Origin of the sequence: Nocardia acididurans, assembly GCF_016741815.1 — a bacterium.
Taxonomy (GTDB): domain Bacteria; phylum Actinomycetota; class Actinomycetes; order Mycobacteriales; family Mycobacteriaceae; genus Nocardia; species Nocardia acididurans.
This window is the reverse complement of record NZ_JAERRJ010000015.1, coordinates 13,451-37,556: the sequence shown is the minus strand read 5'-3', so window position 1 is coordinate 37,556 and position 24,106 is coordinate 13,451. Positions and strand designations below refer to the sequence as shown.

General features: G+C 68.8%; 24 protein-coding genes. 9 read left to right on the top strand and 15 right to left on the bottom strand.

Annotated features, from left to right (window positions below):
* Nucleotides 1-9 precede the first annotated feature (9 nt).
* The 3 genes from JK358_RS32990 to JK358_RS32980 all read right to left on the bottom strand — a co-directional run bounded on the left by JK358_RS32990 (nt 10) and on the right by JK358_RS32980 (nt 2,263).
* A complete protein-coding gene (locus JK358_RS32990) occupies nt 10-333 on the bottom strand; it encodes a hypothetical protein (RefSeq protein WP_232852330.1) in 324 nt (107 codons plus the stop codon).
* A gap of 145 nt (nt 334-478) precedes the next feature.
* Nucleotides 479-1,438: an electron transfer flavoprotein subunit alpha/FixB family protein gene (locus tag JK358_RS32985; RefSeq protein WP_201955189.1), complete on the bottom strand. Its 960-nt coding sequence runs from the start codon at nt 1,436-1,438 to the stop codon at nt 479-481.
* A gap of 39 nt (nt 1,439-1,477) precedes the next feature.
* The gene (locus JK358_RS32980; protein ID WP_201955187.1) at nt 1,478-2,263 is read right to left on the bottom strand and encodes an electron transfer flavoprotein subunit beta/FixA family protein; all 786 of its coding nucleotides are present in this window, start codon (nt 2,261-2,263) and stop codon (nt 1,478-1,480) included.
* Between the two features lie 191 nt (nt 2,264-2,454).
* Here JK358_RS32980 and JK358_RS32975 point away from each other — a divergent pair, with 191 nt between their 5' ends.
* From JK358_RS32975 to JK358_RS32960, 4 genes are all read left to right on the top strand, one after another.
* The gene (locus JK358_RS32975; RefSeq protein ID WP_201955185.1) at nt 2,455-3,237 is read left to right on the top strand and encodes a class I SAM-dependent methyltransferase; all 783 of its coding nucleotides are present in this window, start codon (nt 2,455-2,457) and stop codon (nt 3,235-3,237) included.
* A 20-nt stretch (nt 3,238-3,257) separates the two neighbouring features.
* Nucleotides 3,258-4,793, top strand: coding sequence for a 1,4-alpha-glucan branching protein domain-containing protein (locus tag JK358_RS32970; RefSeq protein WP_201955524.1), 1,536 nt, complete (start codon nt 3,258-3,260; stop codon nt 4,791-4,793).
* Nucleotides 4,790-6,052 (top strand): glycosyltransferase family 4 protein, encoded by a 1,263-nt coding sequence (locus JK358_RS32965; RefSeq protein ID WP_201955183.1) that lies wholly within the window; start codon nt 4,790-4,792, stop codon nt 6,050-6,052. Before JK358_RS32970 ends, JK358_RS32965 begins: the two co-directional genes overlap by 4 nt.
* Nucleotides 6,053-6,118: 66 nt before the next feature.
* Entirely contained in the window at nt 6,119-7,357 is a 1,239-nt protein-coding gene (locus tag JK358_RS32960) for a serine hydrolase domain-containing protein (RefSeq protein WP_201955181.1), read from the top strand.
* 74 nt (nt 7,358-7,431) lie between these two features.
* Here the strand turns inward: JK358_RS32960 and JK358_RS32955 are convergent, their stop codons facing one another.
* The 4 genes from JK358_RS32955 to JK358_RS32940 form a co-directional block, all read right to left on the bottom strand.
* A complete protein-coding gene (locus tag JK358_RS32955; protein ID WP_201955179.1) occupies nt 7,432-10,065 on the bottom strand; it encodes a hypothetical protein in 2,634 nt (877 codons plus the stop codon).
* Nucleotides 10,066-10,216: 151 nt separating this feature from the next.
* The gene (locus JK358_RS32950; RefSeq protein ID WP_201955170.1) at nt 10,217-10,762 is read right to left on the bottom strand and encodes a DUF1697 domain-containing protein; all 546 of its coding nucleotides are present in this window, start codon (nt 10,760-10,762) and stop codon (nt 10,217-10,219) included.
* Nucleotides 10,763-10,790: 28 nt separating this feature from the next.
* The gene (locus tag JK358_RS32945) at nt 10,791-12,056 is read right to left on the bottom strand and encodes a vWA domain-containing protein (RefSeq protein ID WP_201955169.1); all 1,266 of its coding nucleotides are present in this window, start codon (nt 12,054-12,056) and stop codon (nt 10,791-10,793) included.
* A gap of 53 nt (nt 12,057-12,109) precedes the next feature.
* A complete protein-coding gene (locus JK358_RS32940; protein WP_201955167.1) occupies nt 12,110-12,856 on the bottom strand; it encodes an acyltransferase in 747 nt (248 codons plus the stop codon).
* Between the two features lie 141 nt (nt 12,857-12,997).
* Here JK358_RS32940 and JK358_RS32935 point away from each other — a divergent pair, with 141 nt between their 5' ends.
* Nucleotides 12,998-14,392 carry an outer membrane protein assembly factor BamB family protein gene (locus tag JK358_RS32935; RefSeq protein WP_307817853.1) on the top strand — a complete coding sequence of 465 codons (1,395 nt, stop codon included), beginning with the start codon at nt 12,998-13,000 and terminating at the stop codon, nt 14,390-14,392.
* Here JK358_RS32935 and JK358_RS32930 read toward each other — a convergent pair whose 3' ends face one another.
* Nucleotides 14,393-14,836 (bottom strand): MarR family winged helix-turn-helix transcriptional regulator, encoded by a 444-nt coding sequence (locus JK358_RS32930; protein WP_232852329.1) that lies wholly within the window; start codon nt 14,834-14,836, stop codon nt 14,393-14,395.
* A 118-nt stretch (nt 14,837-14,954) separates the two neighbouring features.
* Here JK358_RS32930 and JK358_RS32925 point away from each other — a divergent pair, with 118 nt between their 5' ends.
* The 3 genes from JK358_RS32925 to JK358_RS32915 all read left to right on the top strand — a co-directional run bounded on the left by JK358_RS32925 (nt 14,955) and on the right by JK358_RS32915 (nt 17,153).
* Nucleotides 14,955-15,956, top strand: a complete 1,002-nt coding sequence (locus JK358_RS32925) for an SMP-30/gluconolactonase/LRE family protein (protein WP_307817852.1) — start codon at nt 14,955-14,957, stop codon at nt 15,954-15,956.
* A gap of 114 nt (nt 15,957-16,070) precedes the next feature.
* Nucleotides 16,071-16,541 carry a MarR family winged helix-turn-helix transcriptional regulator gene (locus JK358_RS32920; RefSeq protein WP_307817851.1) on the top strand — a complete coding sequence of 157 codons (471 nt, stop codon included), beginning with the start codon at nt 16,071-16,073 and terminating at the stop codon, nt 16,539-16,541.
* A 78-nt stretch (nt 16,542-16,619) separates the two neighbouring features.
* Nucleotides 16,620-17,153, top strand: coding sequence for a hypothetical protein (locus tag JK358_RS32915; protein ID WP_201955163.1), 534 nt, complete (start codon nt 16,620-16,622; stop codon nt 17,151-17,153).
* A 34-nt stretch (nt 17,154-17,187) separates the two neighbouring features.
* Here JK358_RS32915 and JK358_RS32910 read toward each other — a convergent pair whose 3' ends face one another.
* The gene (locus tag JK358_RS32910) at nt 17,188-17,778 is read right to left on the bottom strand and encodes a TetR/AcrR family transcriptional regulator (protein ID WP_201955161.1); all 591 of its coding nucleotides are present in this window, start codon (nt 17,776-17,778) and stop codon (nt 17,188-17,190) included.
* Between the two features lie 65 nt (nt 17,779-17,843).
* On the opposite strand from JK358_RS32910, the gene JK358_RS32905 reads away from it, so the two are divergent.
* Nucleotides 17,844-18,395 carry an RBBP9/YdeN family alpha/beta hydrolase gene (locus JK358_RS32905; RefSeq protein ID WP_201955159.1) on the top strand — a complete coding sequence of 184 codons (552 nt, stop codon included), beginning with the start codon at nt 17,844-17,846 and terminating at the stop codon, nt 18,393-18,395.
* A gap of 30 nt (nt 18,396-18,425) precedes the next feature.
* On the opposite strand, the gene JK358_RS32900 is transcribed toward JK358_RS32905, so the two are convergent.
* The 6 genes from JK358_RS32900 to JK358_RS32875 form a co-directional block, all read right to left on the bottom strand.
* Nucleotides 18,426-19,427, bottom strand: a complete 1,002-nt coding sequence (locus JK358_RS32900) for an SDR family oxidoreductase (RefSeq protein WP_201955150.1) — start codon at nt 19,425-19,427, stop codon at nt 18,426-18,428.
* 71 nt (nt 19,428-19,498) lie between these two features.
* On the bottom strand, nt 19,499-20,053 hold the full coding sequence (locus JK358_RS32895) for a TetR/AcrR family transcriptional regulator (RefSeq protein WP_201955141.1): 555 nt from the start codon (nt 20,051-20,053) through the stop codon (nt 19,499-19,501).
* Nucleotides 20,054-20,120: 67 nt separating this feature from the next.
* Nucleotides 20,121-21,305, bottom strand: a complete 1,185-nt coding sequence (locus JK358_RS32890) for a class I SAM-dependent methyltransferase (protein WP_201955139.1) — start codon at nt 21,303-21,305, stop codon at nt 20,121-20,123.
* A gap of 3 nt (nt 21,306-21,308) precedes the next feature.
* Nucleotides 21,309-22,286, bottom strand: coding sequence for a class I SAM-dependent methyltransferase (locus JK358_RS32885; RefSeq protein ID WP_201955130.1), 978 nt, complete (start codon nt 22,284-22,286; stop codon nt 21,309-21,311).
* A 47-nt stretch (nt 22,287-22,333) separates the two neighbouring features.
* A complete protein-coding gene (locus JK358_RS32880) occupies nt 22,334-23,095 on the bottom strand; it encodes an enoyl-CoA hydratase-related protein (protein WP_201955128.1) in 762 nt (253 codons plus the stop codon).
* Nucleotides 23,096-23,249: 154 nt separating this feature from the next.
* Nucleotides 23,250-24,089, bottom strand: coding sequence for an NUDIX hydrolase (locus JK358_RS32875; RefSeq protein ID WP_201955120.1), 840 nt, complete (start codon nt 24,087-24,089; stop codon nt 23,250-23,252).
* Between the last annotated feature and the right edge of the window lie 17 nt (nt 24,090-24,106).

Genomic DNA, 24,106 nt, shown 5'->3' with positions numbered 1-24,106 from the left:
CCGCTGCCATCAGGCGATCGCGGCGGTGATCTTGCGAGCCATGTCGGCGGCGACCGGACCGGCGTGGCCCTGCGTGGTCGCGGCCGCGTCGATCGCGACGGCGATGACGGCGCGGAAATTGTCGGCCTCGGCCGGATCCTGCGCGTTCAGCAGCGCTACCGCCTCGGTCAGGGCGGGCAGCACCTGATCGGCCAGCGCGGCGGCGGTCTTGCCCTTCAGCTTCACGTCGCGGGTCTTGGCCTGCAGCACATGGCCGGTGAAGCCGATCGCCGACGTCAAAGCCTGCGCGCCGACGGTGGCGGCCTGGTGCGGGCTGGTGCTCGCCACCGACATCAGCGAGACAGCGCCGTAGGCGGCGGTGCGGATGGTGGCGGTGTTCTCGGCGGTCAGCCGACGCCAGGAGATCTCCGAGAGACAACACTGGCCCCCGGCTGAAAACAGCCGGGGGCCAGTGGGTTTCGCTCAGCGCGAGGGGTTATCAGCCCTTGTGGGCCTTGACCGCCTCGGTCAGCTGCGGGGCGACGTTGAACAGGTCGCCGACGATGCCGTAGTCGCTGATCTCGAAGATGGGGGCTTCCTCGTCCTTGTTCACAGCGACGATGGTCTTCGAGGTCTGCATGCCGGCGCGGTGCTGGATGGCGCCGGAGATGCCGAGGGCGACGTAGAGCTGCGGGGAGACCGTCTTACCGGTCTGACCGACCTGGAACTGGCCCGGGTAGTAGCCCGAGTCCACGGCGGCGCGGGAAGCGCCGACGGCGGCACCGAGGGCGTCGGCCAGCGGCTCGACGACCTTGCCGAAGTTCTCGGCGGAGCCGACGCCACGGCCGCCGGAGACCACGATCGCGGCCTCGGTCAGCTCGGGGCGGTCGCCACCCACGTTGGGCTCACGGGAGACGACCTTGACGACGCCCTCTTCCTGAGCCGGAACCTCGACGGCCACCTTCTCGCCGGCACCGGCGGTCGGGGCGGCCTCGATGGCACCCGGGCGCACCGAGATCACCGGCACGTCGCCGGTGGCCTTGGCGTCCACGGTGAACGCGCCACCGAAGATGGAGTGCTGCGCGGAGCCGTCGGCGTTGATGGAGATGACGTCGACCAGCAGACCGGAGCCGATGCGGGCGGCGAGCCGGCCCGACACCTCCTTGCCCTCGGCGGTGGCGGCGACCAGGATCGCGGCCGGGGAGGCGGACTCGGACAGGCCGGCGAGAACGTCGACCTTGGGGGTCACCAGGAAGCCCTCGGCGTCGTCGGACTCGGCGACGTAGATCTTCTCGGCGCCGGCGGCGGCCAGCGCGTCGGCCAGCTTGTCGGCGGTGCCGGGGGCGGCGACCACGACGGCGGCCGGGGTGCCCAGCGAGCGGGCGGCGGTGAGGAGTTCGGAGGTGACCTTCTTGGGCGCACCTTCAGCGTGCTCGACGAGCACCAATACTTCAGCCATTTTTCTTTCTCTCCTGAAAGTCGTTGTGCCCGGGGCGAATTAGATGATCTTCTGACCGACCAGGTAGGTGGCGATCTGGTTGCCGCCCTCACCCTCGTCGACGATCTTCGCGCCCGCGGTGCGCGCCGGCTTCGGGGTCACACCGGTCACCTGGGTGCCGGCGTTCGCAACACCCACGGTGTCCGGGTCGACGCCCAGATCCGCGAGGGTGAAGGTCTGAACTTCCTTCTTCTTGGCGGCCATGATGCCCTTGAAGGAGGGGAAGCGCGGCTCGTTGATCTTCTCGGTGACCGAGACGATGGCAGGCAGGGAAGCCTCGAGCTTGAACACGCCTTCGTCGGTCTCGCGCTCGCCGGAGATGCGGTCGCCGTCGACGGTCAGCTTGCGCAGGTGGGTCAGCTGCGGCAGGCCCAGGTACTCGGCGACGATGGCCGGAACGGCACCGGCGCGACCATCGGTGGCCTCGTTGCCCGCGATGACCAGCTCGACACCCTCGATCTGACCGAGAGCGGCAGCCAGGATGTAGGCGGTCTGCACGGCGTCGGAGCCGTGGATGGCGTCATCCTGGATGTGGATGGCCTTGTCGGCGCCCATGGACAGCGCCTTGCGGATGGCCTCGGTGGTGCGAGCCGGGCCCGCGGCCAGGACGGTGACCTCGCCACCCTGCGCCTCCTTGATCAGCAGCGCCTCTTCGACAGCGCGCTCGTTGATCTCATCGAGGATGGCGTCGGCGGCCTCGCGGTCGAGGGTGTAGTCCCCATCGGACAGCTTGCGCTCGGACCAGGTGTCCGGAACCTGCTTGATCAGTACGACGATGTTCGGCATGGGTCTTCGTCGACCTCCTGTTCTGGTGGCACGGGTGGGCGGTCGCACGATCCGTTGGCCGTACGTCCACAAACTAGCTCGCGCTGGAGATTACCCTACGTTAAGTTACTCATGGGTAACTTAGCATGTGATGTTCTCCATCACCCGATCCGGCTGCCGCTGTGATATTGGCTACCGCTAACGTCGATGCGGTGAGCGATGCCGTCTTTACCCCTGAAAACCACACCGATCCACTGCCGCTGACCGGTGAACGCACGGTGCCCGGTATCGCCGAGGAGAACTACTGGTTCCGCCGCCACGAAATCGCTTACGCCCGATTGCTGGATCGGTGCGCGGACAAGATCGTCCTGGAAGCCGGTTCCGGTGAGGGCTACGGCGCCAACATGATCGCGGGCGTGGCGGCGAAGGTCATCGGCCTGGACTACGACGACTCCGCCGTGGCACACGTGCGCGCCAAGTACCCGCGCGTGGAGATGGTGCAGGGCAACCTCGCCGACCTGCCGCTGGACGACGAGTCCGTCGACATCGTCGTGAATTTCCAGGTCATCGAACACCTTTGGGACCAGGCCCAGTTCCTGCGCGAATGCCTGCGCGTGCTGAAGCCGGGCGGACAGCTGCTGATCAGCACCCCGAACCGGATCACCTTCTCCCCCGGCCGCGACACCCCGCTCAACCCGTTCCACACCCGCGAGCTGAACGCCGCCGAGATGGACGAGCTGCTCGTCGAGGCCGGATTCCGGGTCGAGGTCATGAGCGGCGTCTTCCACGGCGCGAATCTCGTTGCGCTGGACGAGAAGTGGGGCGGGTCCATCATCGACGCGCAGATCGCGCGCGCCATCGCCGGTGAACCGTGGCCCGCCGATCTGGCCGCCGACGTGGCCGCGGTGAGCATCGACGACTTCGACCTGCTGACCACGTCGGAAAAGAACATCGACGACAGCCTCGACCTGGTCGCCATCGCGGTGAAGCCGTGAGTGAGCGCAACGAGCGCGCCATGAGCACAGCCGAGAAGTCCGCGGTACCAGGCCAGTTCACGTTGGTCCTGCACTCGCATCTGCCGTGGCTGGCGCATCACGGACGCTGGCCGGTCGGCGAGGAATGGCTCTACCAGTCCTGGGCGGCGTCCTACCTGCCCGTGGCCAAGGTGCTGAGAACCCTTGCGGCCGAAGGACGTACGAACCTGCTCAGCCTGGGCATCACCCCGGTGCTGGCGGCTCAGCTGGACGACCCGCACTGCCTGAAGGGCATGCACCACTGGCTCGGCAACTGGAAGCTGCGTGCCGACGAAGCCGCCATGGCGGGCAATGTGGCGCTCGGCAGCCACGAACACCGGCTTGCAACAGAAGCTTTGGCGGATTTCGAACAACGGTGGATGCACGGCGCGTCGCCGGTGTGGCGCGAGTTGATCGACGCCGCGGCCATCGAATTGCTGGGCGGACCGCTCGCTCACCCCTTCCAGCCGCTCACCGACGCACGGCTGCGCGAGTACGAACTGAGCGAAGGACTCGCCGACGCCCGGCATCGCTGGGGCAACACGCCGGAAGGTATCTGGGCGCCCGAATGCGGGTTCACGCCCGGCATGGAGAAGACCTACGACAGGGTCGGCATCACGCATTTCCTGTGCGACGGCCCGGCCCTGCGCGGCGACACCACCCTCGGACGACCCGTATGGGATTCGGATGTGGTCGTGTTCGGACGCGATCTGCACGTGAGCTACCGCGTCTGGTCGCCGAAATCCGGGTACCCCGGACAGCCCTACTACCGTGATTTCCATCACTATGATCACGCCACCGGGCTCAAACCGGCGCGCGTCACAGGCAAAACCGTTGCCGGTCCCGACAAGGCCCCTTACGACCCCGCACTCGCCGCGGCGGCCGTCGAGAAGGATGTCGCCGACTTCGTGGCGACCGTGCGGGAACGGTTGATCTCGGAGTCCGAACGCATCGGCCGGCCCGCCCTCGTGGTGGCCGCCTTCGACACCGAACTGTTCGGCCACTGGTGGCACGAGGGCCCGCAGTGGCTCGAACAGGTGCTGCGCGCACTGCCCGAAGCCGGGGTCACCGTCGGCACGCTCGCCGACGCCCGCGCCCGTGGCTACGTGGGCGAACCCGTCGAACTGGCCGACTCCTCGTGGGGTTCGGGCAAGGACTGGCGGGTGTGGGCCGGGGATCAGGTCACCGATCTAGTCGAGCTGAATGCCGAGATCGTGCGGCTCGCCCTGGACACCCTCGACAAGATGGCGGCCGCCGCCGACGGCCTGCGCGACCCGGTCGCCGACCAGCTGCTGCGCGAGGCCATCCTCACCATCTCCAGCGACTGGGCGTTCATGGTGTCCAAGGATTCGGCCGCCGGGTACGCGCGTGACCGAGCCCATGAACACGCCCACGCCGTGCGCGAGATCGCGGCGGCGGTATCCGCCGGGCAACTCGCCAAAGCACGGCAGTTGGCGGCAGGATGGTACGCGGCCGACGGACTCTTCCCCGCGCTCGATGCGCGCAGGCTCGGCCCCGCTTCAGAAGGACCCTCATGAAGATTTTGATGGTGTCGTGGGAGTACCCACCCGTCGTGGTCGGCGGGCTGGGCCGCCATGTCCATCACCTGGCCACCGAGCTGGCCGCCGCGGGACACGAGGTCGTGGTGCTGGCGCGCCGGCCCATGGGCACGGACGCGAGCACCCATCCGACGCACTCGTTCGTGGAGGACGGCGTGCTCGTGGTCGCCGTCGCCGAGGACGCGCCCTGCTTCGACTTCGGCGAAGACATGCTGGCGTGGACGCTGGCCATGGGGCATGCCATGGTGCGCGCCGGAATCGCGTTGGCCAAGCCGGGAATCGGCGAGGGCTGGACGCCGGATGTGGTGCACGCGCACGACTGGCTCGTCGCACACCCCGGTATCGCCCTGGCCGAGTTCTACGACGTGCCACTGGTTTCCACCATTCACGCCACCGAGGCCGGGCGGCACAGCGGCTGGGTTTCCGGCCGGGTGAACAAGCAGGTGCATTCGGTCGAATGGTGGCTGGCGCACGAATCCGACGCGCTCATCACGTGTTCGGAGTCGATGAAGGACGAGGTCGAGCGGCTCTACAAGCCCGAGCGCGTGCCGATCACGGTGATCCGCAATGGAATCGACGTGGGCGCGTGGACCTTCCGCGAACGCGCGCCGCGCTCCGGTCCGCCGCGTCTGCTGTATGTCGGCCGCCTCGAATACGAGAAGGGCATCCAGGACGCCATCGCCGCCCTGCCGCGAATTCGCAAGGCGCATCCGGGAACCACTCTCACCGTGGCCGGTGTCGGCACCCAATTCGATTGGCTGCGTGAGCGGGCGCGGGCCCATCGCGTGGCGCGCGCGGTGAATTTCGTGGGCCGCCTGGACCATACGGACCTGCTCGGCTGGCTGCACAGCGCCGACGCCGTCGTCCTGCCCAGCCGCTACGAGCCCTTCGGCATCGTGGCCCTGGAAGCCGCCGCCGCGGGCACCCCGCTGGTGACCTCGAATGCCGGTGGCCTGGGCGATCTGGTCACCGACGGCGTCACGGGCGCGTCCTTCGAACCCGCCGATGTGAACGGCGTGGTCGAGGCGGTGTGCTCGGTGCTCGACGATCCGGCCGCCGCGCAGGATCGCGCGTGGGCCGCGCGTGAGCGACTGACCGCCGACTTCGCCTGGGATGTGGTGGCGCAGGAAACCGCGCTGGTCTACCAGCAGGCCAAGCGGCGCGTCCGCAACCCGCTGGGCCGTCCGGTCATCGTGGAACGCCCACTGCCGGAACGGGATCCGAACCAGCCGTACTGACCTGTTCCACGGAATTTCACCACGAAACCCTTGGGCGCAAAATTGGAACGTGTTCTAATTTGAGGTATGAGTTTCGTGGTGGAAGGGCATGCGGATCCGGCGTTCCGGGCCGTCCGCGACGTCTTCGAAACGAGCCTCGCCGCCGGTGACGACCTCGGCGGCGGGGTCACCGTCTTCGTCGGCGGGCAGGCCGTGGTGGATCTGTGGGGCGGGGTCGCCGACCGCCGGACCGGTCGGCCCTGGTCGAAAGACACTCCCTGCGTGACCTTTTCGTGCACGAAGGCGATCACGGCCACCGCCGCGCTCCGCGTCGCCGAGCAGCACGGCATCGACCTGCACGACCCGGTGACCGACTGGTGGCCCGAATACGGTGCCGCCGGAAAACAATCCACCACGGTCGCCGACCTGCTCACCCACCGCGCCGGCGTCCCGGCCTTCGACCGTCCCGTCACCGCCGCCGAAGCCGCCGACCCGATCCACATGGCCGAACTGCTCGCCGCCCAGACGCCGGTCTGGGAACCCGGCACCGCCCACGGCTACCACGCCCTCACCTTCGGCTGGCTGCTCGCCGAATTCATCCGCCGCCATTGCGGACTCACGGTGGGCGAGTACATCCGCCGCGAACTGAACGCCGACCTGCGCCTCGGTGTAGCGCGGCGGGCCGCGACGACCGGACATACGACGACAGCTCACCCGGCGACAGCGACCGCCGCCGGCGGGACGGATCCCGGCCACCCCGCCCCGGACGGCCCCGCGCCCGCTCGTGTCACGTCGCCACCTGCCGCAGAGCGGGTTTGGGCCGAACAGGCCCCGCCCCTGGACGCGGCGACCGTGGCGCGCATGGCCGTGGCCTATCGCGATCCGGAGTCGCTGGTGATGCGCGCCTCCACCACCCCCTTCGGCTCCTACAACGATCCCGAAGTCCTCGCCGGAGGCTGGCCCGCGACCGGCCTGGTCACCACCCCGCGCGCCCTGGCCGCCTGCTATCGCGACCTGGTGGCCGGTACTCTCATCAGCCCGAAACTGTTGCGGGAGGCCACATCCGAACAGGTCCGCGGCACCGATGCGGTCCTCCTCCTGGAAAGCGCCTTCGGCCTCGGCTACATGCTCGCCTCGCAGAACCTCGTCGTCCCGGATTCGGCCCGGCCACATGTCTTCGGCCACCCGGGCGCGGGCGGCTCTCTCGGCCTCGGCGACACCGACAACCAGGTCGCCTTCGGCTACATCCCGAACCTCCGCCGCGACTGGCTGTCCGGCGACCGCCGCGCCTACAACCTGGTGGCAGCCGTCTACGCGGCCCTTTGAGCCGCCCAGGAGACTCACCGACCCGCAGCCTCCAGCTGTGTGCCTGCGGCGTGCCGGGACCGGGGACTCCGGGGTCAGCCGGTGGCGGGGAGGTCGGGGGCGGGTTCGGCTGGGGTGGGGTGGATTTCGGGGGAATCGTGGGCTCGGAGCCAGTGGCGGAAAGTGTGGTCCCGGAACTGGTAGGCGGCGCCGGTGACGCGCAGCAGGCCGTGCCGGTGCGCCCAGTCGAGGAAGTCGGCGGGGGCGGGGGCGAAGGGGACGCCGCAGCGGAACAGGAGGCGGGCGCAGAGGTAGCGGAGGCGGCGGGCGCAGGTCGCGCCGCCCGCCAGGACCACCAGGGCGGCGAGGCCGGTGAAGAGGGCGAAGCGGACGCTCGCGCGGGCGCTGAAGAGTTCCTCCCAGATGTGGTAGCCGCCGAAACACAGTGCGGCGGTGAGGAGTAGGAGCCAGCCGCGCGGGCCGATGGGGGCGGGGCGGCGTTCGTCGGCGACCGGATCCAGGCGTTTGGACATGAGCAGCGGGCCGGACAGCGCCACCAGGCCGGCGAGGAGGGCGGCCACCGGCCAGATGGCGACGGTGCCGACCACGCCCTCGCGGACCAGGGCGTGCAGGTGGTCCTCGAGGGTCGGGCGCGGGTGCAGGGCCATGATTTTCGCGGCTCCGGCCACGGCGACCACCGAACCGGCGACGAAACCGGCGGCGGCCAGGCGGGTGGCCTGCTCCATGGCACGGGACATGGTGGCACGCCAGGACCGGTAGGCGACCACGCCCGCCACGATCGAGGAAACGCCAAGGAGCACAGCCAGTTCCAGGGCGCGTTCGGAGCCGCGCGCGTTCCAGGTGGCGAGGTCTACCTCGAAGGCCGCGGCGAGCCCGGAGAACAGAGCGGTCGCGCCGAAGCGGGAGGCCATGGTGAGCGCGGGCGAGGATTCCCGGCTCACCGATCGGAACGCCGCCACCGCGCCGCCGATCAGCGCCAGCAGGATCATGATCAGATCGAGGCGGAACAGCGGTGCGGTGCAATGCCATTCACCGGGGAGCCTGATCAGGGGATACTCGGCCGGGGCGGCGACCGTGCCCGGCCCCGCCACACTCACCGGTGAATCGTCAGACGCGCAATGGAATTCGGGGGCGAGCAGACCGTTCACGTAGCCGAGCAGCACCAGACCTGCCACCAGCACGAGCAGCCCGTGCAGGATTCGGCAGCGGCGGCCCGCCAGCTCCCAGAGATCGTCGAGACTCGTCCCCGCGTCCACCCGGCCGCGCCGCCGCCTGCGGTCGGTGTGCAGGGCGAGGGTGCGCAGCCAGAGGTGGGCCTGCTCCTGGGTATAGGGACGATCACCGAAGTGGTCGCGCGGGGTGCTCGCCACCGCGGCGGGAATGGCCGCGGAGTGGAGCAGGCGCAGGATCTCGTCCGCGCTCTCGGCGGCGGCGAGTTTGGCGGCGGCGTGTGAACAGCCTCTGCCCAAATACATTTCGGCCAGATGCAGACGCGCCGGCGTGTTGAGCGTGCGGGCGAGCACACCATCGGGTTCATAGGCTAGGCGCGTTGTCACCGGAGACCAGCGGGCGCGGACGGGCCCGTTCCCTGTGGCATGTGCGGGTATCGAACGGCTCTCGGAGGCACCGTCACCCGCCGACGCACCCGCACGCGGGCGGCCCGCCGCCGACCCGTTTGCGAGCGCATGGGCACCCGCCGATCCGTTCACGGGAGCATGGGCACCCGCCGACCCGTTCACGGGAGCATGAGCGGCCGCCGACCCGTTCACGGGAGCATGGGCACCCGCCGACCCGTTCACGGGAGCATGGGCACCCGCCGACCCGTTCACGGGAGCATGAGCGGCCGCCGCCTCGTTCGGGAGAGGGCCGGGGCCGGTGGACGCGGGTGCGGGATGGGGCGCGGTGGTCCAGCCTCCCCAGGTGCCGGGCGGACCGCCCTGCTGGGCCGCGGCGGCGAGCAGGTGGTCGGTGATGGCGCGGGCGGTCAAGGGGCGCAGTTCTATTCGGGTGGCGGCGCACAGGCCGCGGTAGGGACTGTGCGGTGCGCAGAGGCGTTCGTAGACGGCGGTGTCGCAGAGGATCACGACGCGCATGTCCTGGAGTTCGTTGAGGTGTTCGAGGGCCAGCCAGGCGCCGACGAGTTCGCCGCCGGGGATGTGCATGCTGTCGAGGCGGTCGAGGATGGGGACGACGCGGCCGGAGTCGACGAGTTCGGCGGCCACCCGCACCGGCAGGTCGTAGTCGCGGGCGAGGCGTTCGGCGAGCCAGCCGGTGAATCCGCGAATGGCGGGATTCCAGGTGGCGGCGTTGACGCGCACCGGGACCGGGTCGTGTTCGGCGCGTTGCTCGAGCAGGTCGAGCAGCAGGCGGATCGCGGTGAGCGATTTGCCCGAACCCGGCCCGCCCAGCACCACCATGCGCCCCGTGGGGCAGCGCCGGGTGTAGAAGTCGCGGATACCGGTGAGGCTGCCCGATTCGGCGCGCGGGCCGGGCGGCCATGTGCCGTACCGGATTCCGGGGCATTCGCGGGCGGTGCCCGCGAGGCGTTTGAGGTTGTCGCGTTCGCGGCGCTGCACGGCGGCGGCCAGTTCACGCTGATGCGCCTCAAGCGCGGGCACCGAGACATCGGGCCGTACCGCCTGCCACAGCCTGCTGACGCCCGAGTGGACGAACGGGGCCAGCACCCGGCCGAACACCTGTGGATCCATGGGAACCCCCTTGCTCCGGAACAAACCTCCCAACTTGCACCGATCGCGGAAAGCATCCCATAGGCAACGGTTCTATGACCAGCGAATCACGAATCAATAACAGAACTCTCAGCGAACTGCCAGCGGCCGCATTCGAATTGCGGCCAACTGGTCAGGAATTCAATTTCTTCAGAGTTCTCTCGATAGTGAGAAAAGTTCGCGTGGTGATGTCCTTCCCGAAGGATTTCTCCAGCCACACCATGAAGTTCGTCGTCCCCGGATCCCTGTTGTCCAGGATCGACAGCAGCGCGCGCGCGGCCTTGTCGTAGCCGACCACCGTCACAGCGGACGGCCTTCCCTCCGAAGGCCATTCGGGCACCGACGCCGGTTCCTCCCGCAGGAACGTGACCACCAGGTAGGTCTCCCGGCAATGCGTCAGTCCGGGAAACGGATCGGCATCGACCAAGGACTGCAACCGTTCCCGGCTCCGGATGAGGGTGCCGCCGGGGATCCCGAGTTCCGCCCGCAGCGCCTGCTGAATCCGCGATTCCAGTGCGGCGGTATCGGTTTCGTCGCTGTGGAAGACCACATTGCCGCTGCTGACCACGGAACCGACCTTCTCGAAACCGAGCCCCTCGAACACCCCGCGCAGCTTCTCGTTCCGCATATTGGGGTTACTGGGCCCGATCCCACGCAGGAAGGCGGCATAGCGATTCATGCTGCCGACCGTACCTTGCGGATTTCGGTCAGCGCAGCACCCCGGCCGCACGGGCGGCCCGCAACCAGGACGGGAATTCCCCGAGCAACCGCTCGTACAGCTCCGCATCGGAGAGCTCGTCGATATCGTCGACCGCGAAGAACCCGGCATTGTCGACCAATCGCCCCTCGAGCTCGTCGAGATTGCGCAGCACCCCGAACTTGGCCCTACCCAATCCGATGAACTGCCAGAAGGCGGGCAGTTCGGCAGCCTGGCTCATGAGGCGGGCGATCTTCTGCTTCTCCGAGAAGCCGCCGTCGGTGAAGAACAGCACCAGCGTCGGCCCGGACGCCGGGCGCAGCGTGGAGATGATCTCCTGCATGATCGGCATCTCGATATTGGAGTTGCCGATCGCGTTGTAGTCGAAGCCATCGTGGGTACCGGTCAGATGCAGGTAGGTCCCGGTCCACTGCTCCGCCTGCTCGACGCGGATATCGGGAAGGCGCAGAAACGATTTCGCGTACAGGTAGGGCTCGAGCACACCGTCGTCGTCGAGCTGGATGGCCACCGGGATCATCCGCTGCACCACGCGATGCACGACCCGGTTCGCGTACAGCTTCTGCATGCTGCCGGTCTTGTCGATCACCAGAATCACCCGGGCGCGAACCGTTTCCGCGCCCTTGGTGAGCAGGACCTTCGCCACCTCACGCTTGCGCATGTCCAGGCGCTGCCGCTGCTCGGGCGGCAACTGCCGCTCCCCCGGCACCGAGCGAACGGCTCCACCCTCGACGGGAGCGGGAGCGGGAGCGGCGACCTCGGCGGGCGAATCATCCACTGTCACACCGTGATCGGTGACCAGATCCGCGAACCCGCCCGCGTACCCCTGGCCGACCGCGCGCACCTTCCAGTCCGCCCCGCGCCGGTACAACTCCAGCGCGATCACCACCGACTCGCTGCTCAACCCCTCGACCACGTACTCGTACAACGGATTTCCCCGCTCATCGAGCACCGTGGCCACCGGCGGCGCATGCTGCCCGAAGGTGTCCCCCGCGTCGAGCGTGAGCACCGTGCGCACCGCGTCGATCCCCTCGGGCACCGTGGCGAGCGAGAAGACCAGCGCCCCCGCGGCGGAATCCAGCCGCACGCCCTCGCCCTGCGGCTGATTGAAGAAGATGAAGTCGGCGTCCGAGCGCACCTTCCCGGCCGCGGTCACCAGCAGCGCCGACAGATCCACCGAATTCCCGGTGCGGACGCTCACCCGCACCTCGGACCCCGGCAGTGGCGAATTCTGCCCTTTGGCAAGCGATGTCGTCATGCCCGGCGGACCTCTCGACGCGGCGTATCAATCGCGCCGGACACTACCAGCGCTCAGGACGCGACGGCGCCGTTCTTCTTGCGCTCGATATCCGCCAGCGCGGCAAGGTATTCGGCCCGCTTCTCGGCGGCCGCGTCCCAGGCGTCCTTGCGGTTCTTCACGACCTTGGCGGGCGCGCCGACGGCAATGCTGTAGTCCGGGATCTCGCCCTTCACCACGGCGTGCGCACCGAGTACGCAGCCCCGGCCGACCAGCGTCGAGCGCAGCACCGTCACCTTGGCGGCGATCCAGGTGTCCGGCCCGATCCGCACCGGCGACTTCACGATGCCCTGATCCTTGATGGGCATGTTGATGTCATCGGTGACGTGGTCGAAGTCGCAGATGTAGCACCAGTCGGCCACCAGCGTGGATTCACCGATCTCGATATCGATGTAGGTGTTGACCACGTTGTCCTTGCCGAACACCACTTTGTCGCCGATGCGCAGCGAACCCTCGTGGCAGCGCAGGGCGTTGCCGTCGCCGATATGCACCCAGCGGCCGATCTCCATGCGGGCCAATTCCGGGGTGGCGTGGATTTCCACATTGCGGCCCAGGAAGACCATGCCGCGCAACACGATGTGCGGGTTGGCCATCTTGAACTTCCACAGCCGGTAATAGCGCACCAGATACCAGGGCGTGTAGGCGCGATTGGCGAGCACCCATTTCAGGGAGGCCACGGTCAGAAAGCGCGCCTGCTCGGGATCCCGGCGACGCGAACCCGCCCAACGCGAGCGCAGCGGTGCGCCCCACATGCTCGTCACGAACTTGCTCCTACATGTCCATCGGCCGTTTAGACGAGGGTATCGGTCCCCTTCCGGAGGCACGAAAGTAGGCTGTGCTCCGGCTCATCAGCCCGCAGTGGGAACAACAGACTCCGTACTGGCAGAAGGGACACCCGCAAGGTGCGAAGCGGCAGGCGGCAGACCGGACGTGACGAGCAGCGACCGCGCACCGGTGGATCCGCACCGGAACACCGCGCGCCCGCATGGGGGAAGGCCGGTGCACTGACCCTGGCCGCCGCGGGTCTGCTCACCCTCACCGCCTGTGGCAGCACCACGGTCGACGATATCCGGGTCGGTCCCGGCAAGGGTTGGCCCGCCGCCTTCCACGATGCCCGCAACAGCGGTGCGAGCCCGGTGACCGGATCGCGCAATCTGTCGCTGAGCTGGGCGCGGCCCATCGGCGGCCCGATCGGCGCGCCGGTGACGGTGGGCGAGGACGGGCAGATGTTCGTCACCAGCCGCACGCCGACGTGCGCCATCTTCTCCTTCCAGATGGAGAACGGGCGTAAGCGGTTCTGCAATCCCATGGGTCCGGGCGGCAATTCGAGCGCGGCCAGCGCCATCGCGGCGGGCGCGGCCGTGGACGGCACGACCAATGTGTACGTGGGCGATGACGGCGGCCTGTACTCGTTCAACGCGCTCGGGCAGCCGCGCTGGCGCACGCCGGTCGCGGGCGTGCCGGTGTCGGTGCAGTTCACCGGTGACGGAAACGTGCTGTCGGTGACCCAGTTCGGTCAGGTGGACGTGCTCAGCCGCCAGACCGGCCACCGTGAGGTCTCCACGGTGCAGTTGCTCGGCGAACCCGACTTCCTGAAGTTCCCGAACCTGGCGCGTCCGGCGGACGGCACCGGTCTGGAGGATTGCGCGACGGGCGGGCCGCTGTGCTCGGTCGCGAATGTGTCCGCGGTGGACGGGGACTCGGGGCGGTTCTTCGTCACCGTGTGGCAGCCGGGTCAGCGGGCGGCCTCGGTGGAGGCGCTGCGCTACGACGGCAAGGAGATCCACCGCGAGTGGAGTGCCGAGCTGCTCAACGGCGGCAGCGGCGCGAGCCCGGCGCTGTCGGCCGACGGGTCCACGGTGTACGTGGGCGACAACGAGAATCGGCTCCTCGCCCTCGATACCGCCGACGGGCGCACCAAATGGGTTCAGGATCTGGGTTTCCCGGTGCGCGGCGGCATCTCGATCTCGGACGGCCTGCTCATCCCCTCCGGCGACGAGGGGCATCTGCTGGCCCTGCGCGACCAGGGTGACAGCGCCGAAATCGTCTGGGAGCGTAAGGATCTCGGACTGCGCGGGCGGCCCGTGCAGACCTCGGGCGGCACCGGCTACACGGTCGCCCCGATCGGCACCGGCCTGACCCTGGTCACCTTCGACACCGCCACCGGCGCGACCGTCGACTCCGATGAGCTGCCCGACGCCGAGGGCACCACCGTCGGCACCTCCATCGGCGCGGAGGGCGAGGTCGTGGTGGCCACGCGCATCGGCGAACTGTTCGTGTTCAAGCCGGAGAAGTGATCAGCCGGGCCGCTGCGCCTCGAACACCGCGGCGGCCCGTTCCAGCATGGCCATCAGCGCCTGTCGCTCCTGATCGGTGAATTCCGCCGCCACCGCGCGCTCGACGCGGACCGCGGCGACGTCGGCCTGCCGCAGCACCTTGCGCCCGGCCTCGGTGAGCCGGGTCTCCAGCACATTGCGATGCCAGGCGTGCGGGGTGCGCTCGATCAGGCCGCGATCGTTCAGATTAGCCAGGATGGTGTTCATGGTAGGCGGCGTGACCCCGCACTGCCGGGCCAGCGCCGCCGCGTTGATGCCGGCGTTCTCGCTGAGCACCAGCAGCGCGGCGTACTGCGGCACCGTGACGCCCGCCGGCTTGAGCACGGCCGTCTTGGTGGCCTGCAGGGCCTGTTCGGCGCGCTTGATGTAGGCACCGAGACGTTCCTCGGCGGGCATCGACGTCATGCGGGCATCGTAAATGACCCTTTCAGTGGTTCGTACATTGACAGCTATTAGAACTCTAATCTACGTTAGCCATCGTTCGATGAGATGGCCTCACACGAGGCGAGGACAGGAGACCATTGTGCGCACCCGGAATCGAGTGGCGGTGAGCGCACTGGCCGCGACACTGGCGTTGAGCGGATGCTCCGATACACCTGCGGCACAGGATGATTCGACGTCGCGCGCGCAGATCAGCCCGGCGTTCGATCTCCCGGAGCAGCGCGCCTATCCCGAAGGGATCGCGGTCGACGCGCGCAACGGGGACGTGTACGTGGGTTCGTTCACCACCGGCGCGATCTATCGGCGACCGGCCGGCCGCGCCCGCGCCGAGATCTTCCTGCCCGCGGGCACGGACGGGCGGCACACCGCCAACGGGCTGCGCGTGGATTCCCGCGGGCGGCTGTGGGTCATCGACCATACGACCGGAGTCACGGTGTACGACACCGGAACTCGCGCGCCGGTGGCACGATTCGACGCACCGCGACAGGATCAGCCCTTCCTGAACGATCTCGCGTTCACCCCGGACGGCAGCGCGTACCTCACCGACAGCGTGCGACCCGTCATCTATCGGGTGACACCGGAACTGTTCGACGGCGCGGCCGCGCGGGGCGGGCGCGAGACGCTGCCCGTCTACGCCGATCTGACGACCGCGACCACACCGGGTAACAGCACACCGATGCTGCTCAACGGGATCGTGGCGGATCCGGCGGGCCGCTATCTCCTGACGGTCGATATGGCGGGCGGCGGTCTCTACCGGGTCGAGATCGCCGATGCCCCGGGAATCGCGCGAGTAGACCTGCGCGGCGGGGACATGATCGACGGCGACGGCATGGAGTTGCTCGGCGACACGCTGTGGGTCGTGCACAACCGCTCGAACAGCCTCAGCCGCTGGAGCATCGGCGCGAACGGCACGACCGCCGAACTCCGCAACCGCCTCACCGACGAGATCCTACGCATCCCGACGACCGTCGCACACGACGGCGATCAGATGCTCGTCGTCAGCTCGCAGTTCGACCGTGGCGGGCCGATGGGCGAGGGCACCCCGGTGGACCCCTTCACCGTCTTCGCGGTGCGCGGGCTCTGACAGTCCCTGCCACGCCGAGCAGCTTCTCGGCATGCGATGTGGTCATGATCCGATTCCATTACTTGCCAAATGACATGGATATGTACTTTAGCAAGCTCACGTACCATGGCAAGGGTGGAAGCCAGCGACCCCGCGGTAATCGCCATCGAGCAGGCCATGGTGGCGATCCGGCGCAGTCAGACCCGCCGCACGCTCAGTCGGCTGGGCGCGCGCGGCAGCGGGCCCGCTCTGGACCCGACGCTGTTCACCGTGCTCGATGTCGTGGAAGCCCGGGACGGCGAGGTCACCGTCACCGATATCGCGGGCGCGCTGGATGTGGATCAGCCGCGCGCGAGCCGGCTGGTGTCGCGCGCGGTCGCCGAGGGGCTGCTGGAGCGGCGCGCCGATCAGACCGATGCCCGGCGGGTGCTGCTGCACCTCACCACGAGCGCGCGAACGGCACTCGCGCAGGCGCATGCGATCCGGCAAGCGGTCTTCGCGCGCACCACCGCGGCGTGGAGCGAGGCGGATCGCCGTGAATTCGCGCGGTTGCTAACCAGATTCGTCGCCGACTACCAAGCGACCATCTCCACGCCCGAGAGCTGATACCGCGACCGGAGTCGGCGTGCCTCCCGCCGCGGAGGGCACACCATGTGTTCCCATGTGCCGTAAATGTGCCGATCCATGACGAGGAAGGGAACATTCAGCGTGGGCGTGGAACCGTCGAACACCGGTCGCACCAGCGAGGCGATCGTCGCCGAAGCGGGTAAACAGGTAGTGGATCTGCTCACCCACATCGGCCGCTACTACCAGACCATGTACAACCTCGGCGATATCCGAACCCCCGACCCCGAGCTGTACGACGCCTGCGCCAAGTTCACCACCGTGGCCGACTGGCTCAGCACCGCCCGCTACGAACAGCTACAAGAGGACTCGCTACCCACGCCCGCCGCATCCCCGGCAGCCACCCCGCCACGCCGCGGCACCTCCATCCCCCAGGCCGTCGCCGAGATCATGGCCGAGAACCCCGGCCAGACCTGGACTCCCACCAGCGTCGCCACCGCCCTGCAGCAGCGCGGGATGCCGGTCGGCGCCAGCGACCGCCACCACGTCAAGGTCGCCCTCGGCCGAATGGCATTGCGCGAGGACAGCAATATCCAGAAACTCGACCGCGGCAAATACCAGTACTCCCCCGCCGACCCCAAAGCCCGCCGCTGACAACGGTATTCGACCGCCGGGCAGCCCGCCGGCATCAGCCCAGTGGAGTGCGCAGCCCCGCCAGCAGGCGGCGGACATGGCCGCCGGCCTCGTCCGGGCGCAGCGGTGCGTGATCGGTGAGCAGGCGGTACCAGAACGGGCCGAAGACCAGGTCGATCGCATGATCCAGGTCGAGATCGGCGGCGAGTTCACCCCTGTCCAGGCCACGGCGCAGCAGGTCCGCCACGACCGCACGGCGGGTGTCCACCCAGCCGCGGAAGGCCGTGCGGAACTCCGGGTCGAGTTGGGCGTCGGCCATCATGCCGCGCAGTGAGCGCACCCGCACGGGGTGGTCGACGACACTGTAGAGCCGGGTGACGAACTCGGTGAGATCGCCTGCGACGGAACCGGTATCGGGTTCGGGCATGCGCTGGGCGACGGCGCGCGCGTACGCCTCCATGACGAGTTCGGGCCGGGACCGCCACCACCGGTAGATGGTGGACTTGGCGACCCCGGAGCGCGCGGCGATCTTCTCGATGGTCAGATCGCGGTACCCGTGCTCCTCCAGCAGTTCGGCGGCCGCGGCGAGGACCGCGTCATGCGCGTCCGCGCTACGAATCCGGCCGCCCCGGCGCTCGCTTGACATGTCGACGACCCTAGCCTATTTTTCAATCGAAACGCAACGTATCGAATCGGTTTGGAGTGCAGTTCATGAGCACCGTCGTCATCTCCCACGAATTCGCCAGCAGCCCCGATCAGGCCTGGTACGACCACCTCGCCGCCACCCTGAACAACCACGACGTCCGCACTCCCCAGATGCCCGATCCCGAAGCGCCGCAGCCGGAACCGTGGCTGCGCGCGGTCGCCGAGCAGATCACCGACCCCGCCGACACCGTCCTGGTGGGCCACAGCCTCGGCGGGGTCAACCTGCTCCGCCTCCTCCAGCGCCACGAGGGCGAACCCTTCGCGGGCGTGGTCCTGGTCGCCTCCATGGCGCACGAGGTCGGCTACGACCAGCTCGCCGGCTTCTTCGACGGCGGCTTCGACTGGGAGCGAATCCGCAACGCCGCCAAGCAGTTCCGAGTCCTGGTGGCCATCGACGATCCGGTGCTGACCCCCGATCCGCTGGACCATGTCCGGCTCTTCACCACCCACCTGGGCGCGAAATCGGTGGTCACCCCGGACGGCATTCACTTCAGCCGCCATCAGAACCGCCGCGAGCTGGCGGAGGCCGTCGAACTGGTCACCGAACTGCTGCCCTGAAAACCCGTGCAGCCGAGGCAATTCGGCTGCCTAGACGACTGACCGTTCGGCGACAGTGCCGTTGCGGGTGGCGACGATGCCATCGGCGTAGGCACGCAACAGATCTCCGACCGGTTCGTGCGCGACGCCCACCTCGGCGGCCACCGCATCGGCCGCCGAGGTGTCGTAACGGTCACCGGCCAGGAAGACCAGCGATTCCGGATCCGCCTTGGTCACCGCACGGGGCAGCACGCGAATGATCGACACCGGCACCGTGAGTCGCGGAGCGGGAACACCCAGATGCGCCGCGACCAGCCGGATCAGCTCGGGCAGATTCGGGGTCGCCGGGTCGAGCAGGGTGTACGCCTGCCCGGCGGTCCCAGGCAGCGCCGTGACGCGCGCCAGAAACCGTGCCACATAGTCGATTCCGACGACGGGGACGAAGGTGTCCCGATTGCCGGGCAGGACCGGCAGCTTGCGCAGCCACAGATTGTGGAGGAGATCCGACAGCCCGAAGTACTGCCCCGGCCCGATCACCGAGGCCGGGTTCGCGATGGTCAGCGGGACGCCGAGTTCCGCGGCCAGCGCACGGACCGCCGCGTCGGCCTCGACCTTGGAAGCGCCGTACGCGCCATTGCGGTAGTCGCCCTCGAGGCCGTCGTCGACGGTGGAGCGGTATCCGGTGATGTGCACGAGCCTGCGCAGTTCGGGTTGGCGGCTCGCCCACCGCACGACTTCGAGCGCACCGGTGAGATTGACCCGGCGCGCTTGCGCCGCGTCGAGGCCGAAGCGCATGAGAGCGGCGGCGTTGTACACATCGCGGATGCCGTCGAATTCCGCTGTCAGCCCGAGGTTCGGCTGTGCGATGTCGACGATTTCGATGTGCAGCCGGGTCCGGTCGACGCCCTGGTCGGCGAGCCAGGACTCCAGGCGGTCACGGCCACCGGCGCGTACACCGGCGACGACAGCGCGTCCGTCGCGCAGCAGTTCGGCGACGACCGAGCGGCCGATGAATCCGGCGGCACCGAGAACGATGGAGTCGGCGTGGTTCATGATCCCTACTTTCAGTAGACCGATTTACATATTCTTGGGTCAGGTGGAAAGCCGCCGGGTGGCGGCCGATATCAGACGAGGGTTTCGAAGGTGGCGGCGAGACGACGCAGCGGCGCCCGGTCGCGATGGGTGCGCGCCAGCAGCAGGCCGCCCTCGATCAGCGCCAGGGCGGCGAGGGCGAGCCGGTCGGGTTCGGGGTGACCGTAGCCGGCCAGGCGCTCGCGCAGCGCGCTCTCCCACCGCTGATAGGCGGCCGAACACGCCTGCTGCACACTGTCATTGGCGGACGCCGCGTCCAGGGCGACACCGGCGACCGGACAGCCCTTGGACCAGTCCGACTGCTCCAGACGTTCGCCGAGGAGATCGGCCATGGCTTCCAGGTAGGCGCGTGCATCGGGCGCGGCGGTGGTCTCGATGACGGCGGTGATCTCCGCGCCCGCCTGCTCGATGGCCTCGGCGATGAGCTGATCCTTGCCGCCGGGAAAGTGGAAATACAGCGAACCACGCGGTGCGCCACTGACTTCCAGGATCTGGTTGAGCCCGGTACCGAAGTACCCGCGCGACTCGATCAGCGACCGTGCGCCCTCGAGCAGCCTGTACCGGGTGTCGGCACCCTTCTTTCCCATGAGCGAAACAGTAGACCGGTCGTCATATTATTGCAACCGGGCCGCCGCCGTCGCCCTACCGCGAGGACTACGGCGTGGCACAGATGAACACGGTCGCCGCACGCCCGATCCGGGTCACGACCAGCGTATGCGGCTGTGAGCCACGGGGTTTCAATGCCTTCCGCAGCGCGTCCGGATCGATATCGACTCCGCGCGTGAGGATTTCGAGCGGACCGCAGTCACGCGCGTGCAGTGCGGCGCGCAGCGGCTTCTCCCGGAATTCCATCCGGTCGAGGATGCGGAAGCCACGCACACCGTCGGGCACCTTGTCACCGGTGAGGTACGCGATACGCGGATCGAGCTGCCACAGACCATGTTTCGCGGCATAGTGCCGGACCAGCCCCGCCCGCACCACCGCACCGTCGGGATCCACGATCCACTCGCCGGGCTCCCGCTCCGGAATGTCATCCGGCTCCGCGTCGGTGAGACTCCACCCCGGCCCGTCGGACGAGAGCACCGTCGCCCGACGTGTCACGCCGGGCTCAGCCAGCCCCGCCGACCACAGGCACGCCTCGCGCACCGCACCGTCGAGCGAGACCACCTCGACCTCACCGACCCAGTCCAGACTGTCGAAATCCAGTCCGGGAGCACACTTCACAGCCAGATCGCGGCCTTCATAGGCGGCCAGCAGATCCGGCAGCGGCGGCTGCAACTTCGCCGGATCATGCGTCCGCCGCCCATCCGCGCGCCGGGCCGGATCGGCAATGATCACCTCGGCGGAACTACACGGCACCAGCGCATCCGCCTTGACCAGCACTACATTTCGCCCGAGCGCTACCGGGGATGCGGCGGTCCGCACATTGTGCGCCGCGATCTCCAGGCGGGTCCGGTCCAGGTCGCTGCCGATCACGGCGGGGCAGACCCGGGCCAGCTCGACCAGTTCCGCGCCGATGGAGCAGGTGACATCGTGGACGGTGCGACCGGCGAGGCGGACGGCGCGGTGGCGGGCCACGGCGGTCGGAGTCGCCTGTTGCAGAGCGTCATCGGTGAACAGCCACTCCCCGGCGTCGGCGAGTTTGGCGGTGGCGCGGCGGCGCAGGCGCACGGTTTCCACCAGTGCGGCCGCGCGGTCGCCGAATGCGCGGCGGAGCACGTCCAGGTCCTTGAGCAGGGACTTGGGGGTCAGCTCGAGGCGATCGGTTTCGGTCAGCGCGGCCGTGCCGGCCGCGCTGCCGAGGTACGCGACATCGTCGCGGGTGAAGGTGTAGCCCACCGGCTACTTGGCGGAGGCGCCGGGCTTCACGCCGGTGATCATCACGTTGTAGAAGAACTGGCGCGGGACCACGTGGCGCAGCACCTTCTCGTCCAGCTTGGAGAAGCCGAGCCAGGCCTTGTACTGGGCCATGCGGTAGCCGACGGTCAGCTTGCTCTCCGGCACGGCGGCCTCGAAGGTGCGGACCGGCCAGCCCCACAGCGCGGCGGCGAACTCTTCGGTCTTGGCCAGCACCTCGGTCGCGCCGGCGCGGCGGGCGATGGCCTCCAGGTCGGAGGGGTCGAAGGTGTGCAGGTCGACAACGGCCTCGAGGGCGGCGGCGCGGGAGGACTCGTCCAGCTCCGCCTGCGGGCGACGCCAATCCGACAGGAACGGCAGCTTGGTCACATTGGTGGTGATCTTCCAGGTGACCTGGCCGAGCTTGCGGGCGTAGAAGTTGCCGATGGTGGTCGGCTCACCCGCGAAGACGAAGCGGCCGCCCGGCTTGAGCACGCGCAGGCATTCCTTGAGCGCCAGCTCCACGTCCGGAATGTGGTGCAGCACAGCGTGTCCCACGACGAGGTCGAAGGTGTCGTCCTCGTAGGGGATGGTCTCGGCGTCGGCGACGCGGCCGTCGACGTCCAGGCCCAGGTTCTTGCCGTTGCGGGTCGCGACCTTCACCATGCCCGGCGACAGGTCGGTGACCGAGCCGGACTTCGCGATGCCCGACTGCATGAGGTTCAGCAGGAAGAAGCCGGTGCCGCAGCCCAGTTCGAGCGCCCGGTCGTAGGGCAGCTGAGCGTCGGGCACGACGGCGTCGAAGCGGCCACGCGCGTATTCGATGCAGCGCTCGTCATACGAGATGGACCACTTGTCGTCGTAGGTCTCGGCCTCCCAGTCGTGATACAGCACCTGGGCGAGCTTGTTGTCGGTGAGCGCAGCCTGGACTTCCGCTTCGGTGGCGTGCGGGTTCGGCGCGGGATCTTCCGGACGAGCAGTCATGCAGGGCAGCCTAATGAATGCCCCGGTGAGCCCGCGTATCGGGCTGGTTATCGGCCGGTGAAACGCACAGTTCCCGGACCGTCGACCAAATAGGAACGTGTTCCAACCTGCTGATCTTCGGTGCCGAACAGCGCCGCCCACTCGGTGCGCGCGCGGTCGTGACCGTGCGTACCCGCCTCGAACACCTTCTTCGCGGCGGCCAGGGCGCGCGAGGGGGCATCGGTGAACTGCCGCGCCCAGCGCAGCGCGGCCTCGAACACGTCATCGGGTGCCACGACCTCGTCGACGAGCCCGATCGCCTCGGCTTCCTTCGGATCCACGAACCGGCCGCTGTAGACCAGATCCTTCGCCTTGGCCGGGCCGATGAGCAGGCTCAACCGGCGAATACCGGACACCGGGATCAGGCCCGCCTTGATCTGCGGCAGACCCAGCTTCACGTTGTCGCCGATGATCCGGCGATCCGCGCCCAGCGCCAGCTCGAGTCCCGCACCCAGGGCGTATCCGCTGATGGCTGCCACGGTCGGCTGCGGCAGCCGGGACAGGCAGCCCAGCGCCGACTGGAAATCCTTGGCCACGGCCTCGGCCTGCGCCGGCGTCCACGCCGCCAGCTCGGCCATTTCGTCACCGGCCGAGAAGACACGCGCGTCGCCGTAGACCACGACGGCCCGCACCTCCGGATCCGCCCCGATCCGTTCGGCAGCGGCGGCGATCTCCAACGCCGTCTGCAGATCGATCAGATTCAACGGCGGGCGTGCGATCCGGAGCACGGCAATCCCGTCATTCCGGTCCACAGTCACGAATTCGGCCACAGCCAACCACCCTACTGGCGCACGATCGCGCGATTCGATGCCACCCGGCGGTCCGGCATGCGATCTCGCCCGGCCCGCGACCCGCCGACGCGGCCTCGCGATCGATGAAGCGGCACACCCTGATTCGAGAGCATGTGGATCCCGGCGACCACCGCTACGGTCGCTGGGATCCGCGCAGGCGGGCTTCGGCTGGCAGATCGGCGAAGTAGCGGGCGGCGTCCGGGAACGCCAGCGCGGGACCGCCGCTGTTCGGGTCGTAGACCGGCATGATCGGGGCGATGACGCGCTCGGCCGCGAGAATCTCCGCGGTGGACGCGAAATCGGCGAGAGCGTCCAGCTGGGTCCAGGTCGGCGGCAGCAGCACGTCGAGGCCGTCACGCCAACGGGCGAGGGCTTGCGCGGGAGTGCACCAGGTGACGACCTCGGCCTCGGAGGTCGCGCCGTCGGCGAGCTGACCCGAGGGCAGCACCGCGACGAAGAACCGCGTGTCATAGCGACGCGGCTCGACCACCGGGGTGATCCAGTGGTCCCAGGGACGCAGCAGATCCGCGCGCAGCACCAGTTTCTCGCGGGTCAGGAACTGCGCGAAGGACAGCTCGCGGCGTTCCAGCTGCCCGCGCGCCTCGGCGTACACCGAGGTGTCGGAGACGACGGAAGCCGCGGTCGGCCCGGCCAGCAGGACACCGCACTCCTCGAAGGTCTCCCGCACGGCCGCGCACACCAGCGCCTGCGCGCGCGGCGCGTCGGTGGCGAAACGCTCCGCCCACCAGGCGGGTTCGGGTCCGGCCCACTCCAGCTCGGCCGACGCGTCGGAAAGGTCGACGCCACCGCCGGGGAACACCGTCATGCCCGCGGCAAACGCCATCCCGTTCACACGACGCTGCAGGAACACCTCGGGCCCGTTCGCTCCGTCGCGCACCAGCACCACCGTGGACGCGTCCTTGACGGGCGCGATGGCAGGCTGAGAGTCGGGCTGTGCAACTGTCTCGCTCACAGTCGCACCCTAACGTT

What these genes read in the sequence shown, in the direction of transcription:
- JK358_RS32985 (WP_201955189.1), bottom strand. Translation starts at nt 1,438, where the DNA reads ATGGCTGAAGTATTGGTGCTCGTCGAGCACGCTGAAGGTGCGCCCAAG.
- JK358_RS32965 (WP_201955183.1), top strand. Translation starts at nt 4,790, where the DNA reads ATGAAGATTTTGATGGTGTCGTGGGAGTACCCACCCGTCGTGGTCGGC.
- JK358_RS32885 (WP_201955130.1), bottom strand. Translation starts at nt 22,286, where the DNA reads ATGACTGCTCGTCCGGAAGATCCCGCGCCGAACCCGCACGCCACCGAA.
- JK358_RS32960 (WP_201955181.1), top strand. Translation starts at nt 6,119, where the DNA reads ATGAGTTTCGTGGTGGAAGGGCATGCGGATCCGGCGTTCCGGGCCGTC.
- JK358_RS32905 (WP_201955159.1), top strand. Translation starts at nt 17,844, where the DNA reads ATGAGCACCGTCGTCATCTCCCACGAATTCGCCAGCAGCCCCGATCAG.
- JK358_RS32915 (WP_201955163.1), top strand. Translation starts at nt 16,620, where the DNA reads ATGACGAGGAAGGGAACATTCAGCGTGGGCGTGGAACCGTCGAACACC.
- JK358_RS32930 (WP_232852329.1), bottom strand. Translation starts at nt 14,836, where the DNA reads ATGACGTCGATGCCCGCCGAGGAACGTCTCGGTGCCTACATCAAGCGC.
- JK358_RS32970 (WP_201955524.1), top strand. Translation starts at nt 3,258, where the DNA reads ATGAGCACAGCCGAGAAGTCCGCGGTACCAGGCCAGTTCACGTTGGTC.
- JK358_RS32895 (WP_201955141.1), bottom strand. Translation starts at nt 20,053, where the DNA reads ATGGGAAAGAAGGGTGCCGACACCCGGTACAGGCTGCTCGAGGGCGCA.
- JK358_RS32990 (WP_232852330.1), bottom strand. Translation starts at nt 333, where the DNA reads ATGTCGGTGGCGAGCACCAGCCCGCACCAGGCCGCCACCGTCGGCGCG.
- JK358_RS32945 (WP_201955169.1), bottom strand. Translation starts at nt 12,056, where the DNA reads ATGACGACATCGCTTGCCAAAGGGCAGAATTCGCCACTGCCGGGGTCC.
- JK358_RS32900 (WP_201955150.1), bottom strand. Translation starts at nt 19,427, where the DNA reads ATGAACCACGCCGACTCCATCGTTCTCGGTGCCGCCGGATTCATCGGC.
- JK358_RS32980 (WP_201955187.1), bottom strand. Translation starts at nt 2,263, where the DNA reads ATGCCGAACATCGTCGTACTGATCAAGCAGGTTCCGGACACCTGGTCC.
- JK358_RS32950 (WP_201955170.1), bottom strand. Translation starts at nt 10,762, where the DNA reads ATGAATCGCTATGCCGCCTTCCTGCGTGGGATCGGGCCCAGTAACCCC.
- JK358_RS32910 (WP_201955161.1), bottom strand. Translation starts at nt 17,778, where the DNA reads ATGTCAAGCGAGCGCCGGGGCGGCCGGATTCGTAGCGCGGACGCGCAT.
- JK358_RS32955 (WP_201955179.1), bottom strand. Translation starts at nt 10,065, where the DNA reads ATGGATCCACAGGTGTTCGGCCGGGTGCTGGCCCCGTTCGTCCACTCG.